This window comes from Iodidimonas sp. MBR-22, from assembly GCF_029946565.1.
In the GTDB taxonomy this organism is placed as follows: domain Bacteria; phylum Pseudomonadota; class Alphaproteobacteria; order Sphingomonadales; family Rhodothalassiaceae; genus Iodidimonas; species Iodidimonas nitroreducens.
The window spans coordinates 1-5224 of the sequence record NZ_JARKVQ010000030.1; the positions used below are offsets into that span (position 1 = coordinate 1).

A 5224-nucleotide genomic window follows, 5' to 3' on the forward strand; every position below is an offset into this window, starting at 1 on the left:
CCCTCATGCGAAAAATCATCGTCATCGCTAACGCTAGAATCAGAGATATGAAAATCCAACAACAGAGTTGATGACGATTGAGGGAGTCTCTCAACTTTCGTCATTTTAGGCATCAAAGCGGGTTCCCTTTCGTCAGGGGGCTGGGCGGAATTGTCGCAGGGGTATCCGGGGCCTTTCCCTCTCGCGTTAACACAGTCGTGATTTTTCCAGAGCATAGCTTATGCTAAGCACAGGGCGTGTGATCGGCAAAAGAAGGCGACAGGATGCACTGGCTCTTTAAATTACGGCTCTTCATCGTCTCGCTGTTGCTGATGGCGATGGGTCAGGCCGTGCAGGCACAAACGCCTTTGGCTGAGGTGGTTAATCCCCAGACCCGGCTTGAAATTTTTGCCGAAAAAACCACGATTGCGGCCGGTGAGCCTTTATGGCTGGCCTTGCGCTTCACGCCATCGGAGGGCTGGCACACCTATTGGGAAAATTACGGCGATAGCGGCAAGGCGCCCAGCCTCAACTGGTCCTTGCCCGCAGGCTGGACGGCGGATGCGCCTCTTTATCCGGTGCCTCATCGTATCCCGGTTGGGCCTTTGATGAATTATGGCTATGAAGCACCCCAAAGCCTTTTGGTCAGGCTCACCCCGCCCGCTGCGATCCCGGATCAGCCGATTGATCTGGCCCTTTCGGCGGAATGGCTGGTGTGCGCCGATGTGTGTATCCCTGAATATGGCGATCTCGCTTTTCAAATGATCCCCGGTTCTGGCACGGTCGCCCCCGGCATGGCGGCGCTCTTTGCCAAAGCCCGGGCTGCCTTGCCCCATCAAAGCCCGTGGCAGGCCAGTGCGCGCATCAGCAATGCAGCTTTCGCCCTTGATGTGGAGATGCCGAAAGACGATGCCGCGCTGGTGAAATCAGCCTATTTTTATCCTTTGAATGAAGGCATGTTCGGCTATGCCAAGCCCCAGGCCGTTTCTTATGACGAGGATGGCTTGCAGCTTCTGGTGGCGCGTTCTGGGTCAGCCCCTAAGCTTGGTGAAAATGATCAGATTTTGCGTGGTGTGCTGGTCATCACCAATGACAATGGCCTTGATGAAGGTTTCGAGATTGCGGCCCCCCTCAGCCTTGATCCGACCCTTGTGGCCAAATCGAATGACTTGGGTTTCAGTGCTGCGGGCCTGCAGATTGGGATGTTTGAGGCCATTGCCTTTGCCCTTTTGGGGGGGATCATTCTCAATTTGATGCCATGTGTTTTCCCCGTTCTCTCGCTCAAGGCTTTTTCGCTGATCCGGGCCCATGGGGCGGGGGAAAAGGCGGCGCGCCATGATGGCCTTGCCTATATGGCTGGGATTTTGTGTAGCTTTTTTGCGGTGGGTGTCGTTTTTCTGGCCTTGCGCGGGGCCGGGGCTTCGGTTGGCTGGGGCTTTCAACTGCAATCGCCCATGGTGGTGACGATCATTGCCCTCATTTTGTTTGCCCTTGGCCTCAATCTGATGGGGATGTTTGAATTCAGTAGCCGCTTTGCCGGGATCGGGCAGGGCCTGACCGAAAAAAAGGGTCTGAGCGGGGCCTTTTTCACAGGTGTTTTGGCCACCATCGTTGCCACACCCTGCACCGCGCCGTTCATGGCTTCGGCTTTGGGATTTGCCATGGTGCAGCCCGCGCCCGTGGTGCTGGCCATTTTCACCAGCCTGGGTCTGGGCCTTGCCTTGCCTTATGTGGCGGTGGCCTTCATTCCGCTTTTGCGGCATCTTTTGCCCCGCCCCGGTCCGTGGATGGGGGTATTTCGGCAGTTTCTCGCTTTCCCGATCTTTCTCACGGTGATCTGGCTTTTATGGGTTTTGGGGCGGCAAAATGGTGCTGATGCTCTTGGCTATGCCTTGCTCATGCTTTTGGCTTTGGCCTTCATCGTCTGGATATGGGGTATCGCCGGTGGGCGTGGTCGCAGGGCGCAGATCGTGGCTTTGGGGCTAACGGCGCTGGTGACAATCCCCATGATCGGCAGTTCGGGCACCTTCATTGGCTTTGAGGCCGGAAGCCTGGCCAGGGATATAAAAGATCAACCTAAGGCTGGTTCCTATGAGGACAAGCTTGCCGTTGCCCCATGGTCGCCTGAGAAGCGCGATCAATTGCGCGAAGCGGGGCGGCCCGTGTTTGTGTATTTCACCGCCGATTGGTGCATCACCTGCAAGGTGAATGAGCGGGTGGCTTTGGCTGATTCCGATGTGATCAGCGCCGTGCAAGATGGCTCGGTGGCTGTGTTGAAAGCCGATTGGACCAACAAAGATGATCGGATCGCCAAAGAGCTTGCCGCTTTCGGTCGCAATGGGGTCCCGCTTTATCTGTTTTATCCTGCCGATGGCAGCGCCCCGAAAATTTTATCGCAAATCCTGACGCCAGCTTTGCTTTTGGCAGAATTCAAAGGCTGAGCGAACCGCGATCTTCAGGATTGGCGCGCATTATGCCATAATGATGCGGCCATCCAATCGTTTGGGATTGAAGAAAAAGAGGTATTGGCATGTCCATGCGGTCTCCAAATCTGGCTGGGGCTTTTGTTTTAAAGGGTGCTGCCCTGCTGTTTGCTGTGTCCAGCCTTTTGGCGGGCGCTTTTGTGGCACAGGCACAGCCCAAAATCGGGGAAGAAGCCCCATTGTTTGCCGCCAAAAACACCAAAGGCGAGACGGTTTCCCTCGAAGCCTTACGCGGCCAGCCGGTGATTTTGGAATGGACCAATCATGATTGCCCCTTTGTGATGAAGCATTATGAAACGGGCAATATGCAAAAAACCCAGCGCGCTTTGGTGGAGGCGGGGGTGACATGGATCTCGATCATTTCATCCGCACCGGGCACACAAGGTCATGTTTCGGCGGATGAAGCCAACAGCATTGCCGCCAGCCGGGGTTCTTATGCCGATCATATCATTCTTGATCCCAAGGGCGATCTTGGGCGGCTTTATAAGGCCCGCACCACGCCGGATATGTTTTTGATTGATGGCGATGGCACGCTTCTTTATCAGGGTGCGATCGATGATAAACCATCCGCCCGGCATAGCAGCATCGAAGGGGCGAAGAATTATGTTCTTGCCGCTTTTGCGGATATGCAGGCTGGCCAACCCGTGCGCGATGCAGAAACAAAGCCCTATGGCTGTTCAGTCAAATACGCTTTTTGATCGTATTCGCGCCTATTTTTCTTCCATAACACGATAAAAATTATAAATAAGCAGATAGATCTTATTTATAATGTATTTTTAAGAAGTCATTAATAGATTTAGCCTATCTATTATGGCTGGGCTATCGTCATTTAAATAATTTGTCCAAATCAAAAAAATGATGATGGCCTGCGAATATTTTTAAATATTGAGGTGGGTTATGTCGGCTGGGAAAGAGCGCTTTCTTGCGTGTGAGGATATTATTGTCTCTAAAACAGATTTAAAAGGTTATATTACTTACGCCAATCGCGTGTTTCTTGATATCGCTGATTATTGTGAAGATGAAGTACTTGGAAAGCCGCATAATGTTATCCGCGACCCGGATACCCCCCGGGTGATTTTCAAGGCCCTTTGGGATGCCATTGCCAAAGGCGATGAAATTTTTACTTATGTGAAAAATTCCACTAAAAATGGTGATTATTATTGGGTGCTCGCGCATGTAACCCCCACTTTTGATAAGAACGGGCAGATCACCGGCTATCATTCCAATCGCCGGGCTCCTGATCGTCCGGTGATCGATGAGATGACCCGGCTTTTTGCGGAACTCTGTGCCATCGAACAGGGGGCCGTTGATCGCAAAGCCGGACTGATAGCCAGTGAGCAGGCTTTGCAGGCAAAAATCGCGGCGGCCGGGCAAACATTTGATCAATTCATCTTTTCAACCATCAATACAAGGGTCGCGGCATGAACCTGTTTTCCAAAGCAAAGGATCAGGGTAAGGCGGGCACTGATCGGTCGGATGAAATCTCGCGTCTCATCGCGGAAAGGGATGCCTATAAAAACACACTACAGCGGATCGAGGCCGTTTGCATGGCGGCGGCGCATGGCGATCTGGAAGCGCGCCTGATCGGGATCGATCAGAAGGCTCCGGGGGCCAAAAGCATGGATGCCCTCAATCAGCTTCTGGATATGACCGATGCCTTTTTGCGTGAAGCCGGCTGGGTTTTAAGGGCTGCAGCCGATGGTCGTTTTTATCGTTCGCTGCTGTTGCGCGGCTTTCGCGGCAGTTTCACGATTGCCGCAGCCACGGTGGATGGTGCCAGACAGAGCATGGATCAACTCTCGAAAGAGGCGATGGAAACCCGCCATAAACTTGCCGATGGTTTTGAGAAGGCCGTGTCCTTGCGTATTAAAAGGCTTGATGATGCCTCGCATGAAATGGAGCGTACGGCGCAAACAGTGTCGGATTGCGCCGCGGATGCTTTGGAAAAGGCTGTGGCTGTGAGTGCGGCTGCCGAACAGTCATCGGCCAATATCAATGCCATTGCTGCCAGCTCCGAGGAACTGACCGCATCGATCTCGGAAATCAAGCGGCAAAGCCAGAATTCGACCATGGCCGTTGATGAAGTGGGGAAAGATGTGACATCTGCAGAAGCGGCGGTTGAAGGCTTGATCAAGGCAGCGGCCAATGTCGAAAAAGTGGTGTCTTTCATTCGGGATATTGCTGATCAAACCAATCTTCTGGCGCTCAATGCCACTATCGAGGCTGCGCGGGCAGGCGAAGCGGGCAGAGGCTTTGCGGTGGTTGCCAGCGAAGTGAAGGCATTGGCCAGCCAATCGGCGAAAGCCACCGAAGACATTGCCAGGCAAATTGCAGAAATGCAAAAGGCAACGAACCTGACAACAAGCTCCATCACCGCGATCACCAAACAAACGACATCCCTTCATGATGTGATCAAAGCCATCAATGACGCTGTGGATGAACAATCGAGCGCGACCGATGAAATCAGCGGAAATATTCAACAGGCGGCGGATGGATCCCGGGAAGTCAGCGCGGTGGTGGCCGATATCCGCACATCATCGGAAACCACCGGCGAAGGGGCTCGCAGTGTTTTGGATGCCTCGCGCGATATGCAGGCCTTGTTTGATGATCTGAATAAGGAAACGCAGGGCTTCCTCGCCTCTGTGCGCGCGGGGTGACGCGGGAGAGAAGAAGCCGCCAGCCCCCGAGCCGGCAACTGTGTTATTGGTTCATGGATGGAATGGTTTTTTATCGCGGATGATTGCATTTGCGGTGACGAGGAT

The 5224-nt window shown here is 53.5% G+C and carries 4 protein-coding genes; all 4 read left to right on the forward strand.

Going from position 1 to position 5224, the window contains the following annotated elements; all coding sequences use genetic code 11:
• Positions 1-263 precede the first annotated feature (263 nt).
• A complete protein-coding gene (locus QK300_RS13420) occupies positions 264-2420 on the forward strand; it encodes a thioredoxin family protein (RefSeq protein WP_281302211.1) in 2157 nt (718 codons plus the stop codon).
• Between the two features lie 89 nt (positions 2421-2509).
• Positions 2510-3160: a redoxin domain-containing protein gene (locus tag QK300_RS13425; RefSeq protein ID WP_281302210.1), complete on the forward strand. Its 651-nt coding sequence runs from the start codon at positions 2510-2512 to the stop codon at positions 3158-3160.
• Between the two features lie 199 nt (positions 3161-3359).
• Positions 3360-3887: a PAS domain-containing protein gene (locus QK300_RS13430; protein ID WP_281302209.1), complete on the forward strand. Its 528-nt coding sequence runs from the start codon at positions 3360-3362 to the stop codon at positions 3885-3887.
• Positions 3884-5119, forward strand: a complete 1236-nt coding sequence (locus tag QK300_RS13435) for a methyl-accepting chemotaxis protein (RefSeq protein WP_281302208.1) — start codon at positions 3884-3886, stop codon at positions 5117-5119. Before QK300_RS13430 ends, QK300_RS13435 begins: the two co-directional genes overlap by 4 nt.
• Positions 5120-5224: the final 105 nt, after the last annotated feature.

Coding starts and splice junctions, on each gene's coding strand:
- QK300_RS13430 (WP_281302209.1), top strand. CDS start 3,360: ATGTCGGCTGGGAAAGAGCGCTTTCTTGCGTGTGAGGATATTATTGTC.
- QK300_RS13425 (WP_281302210.1), top strand. CDS start 2,510: ATGTCCATGCGGTCTCCAAATCTGGCTGGGGCTTTTGTTTTAAAGGGT.
- QK300_RS13420 (WP_281302211.1), top strand. CDS start 264: ATGCACTGGCTCTTTAAATTACGGCTCTTCATCGTCTCGCTGTTGCTG.
- QK300_RS13435 (WP_281302208.1), top strand. CDS start 3,884: ATGAACCTGTTTTCCAAAGCAAAGGATCAGGGTAAGGCGGGCACTGAT.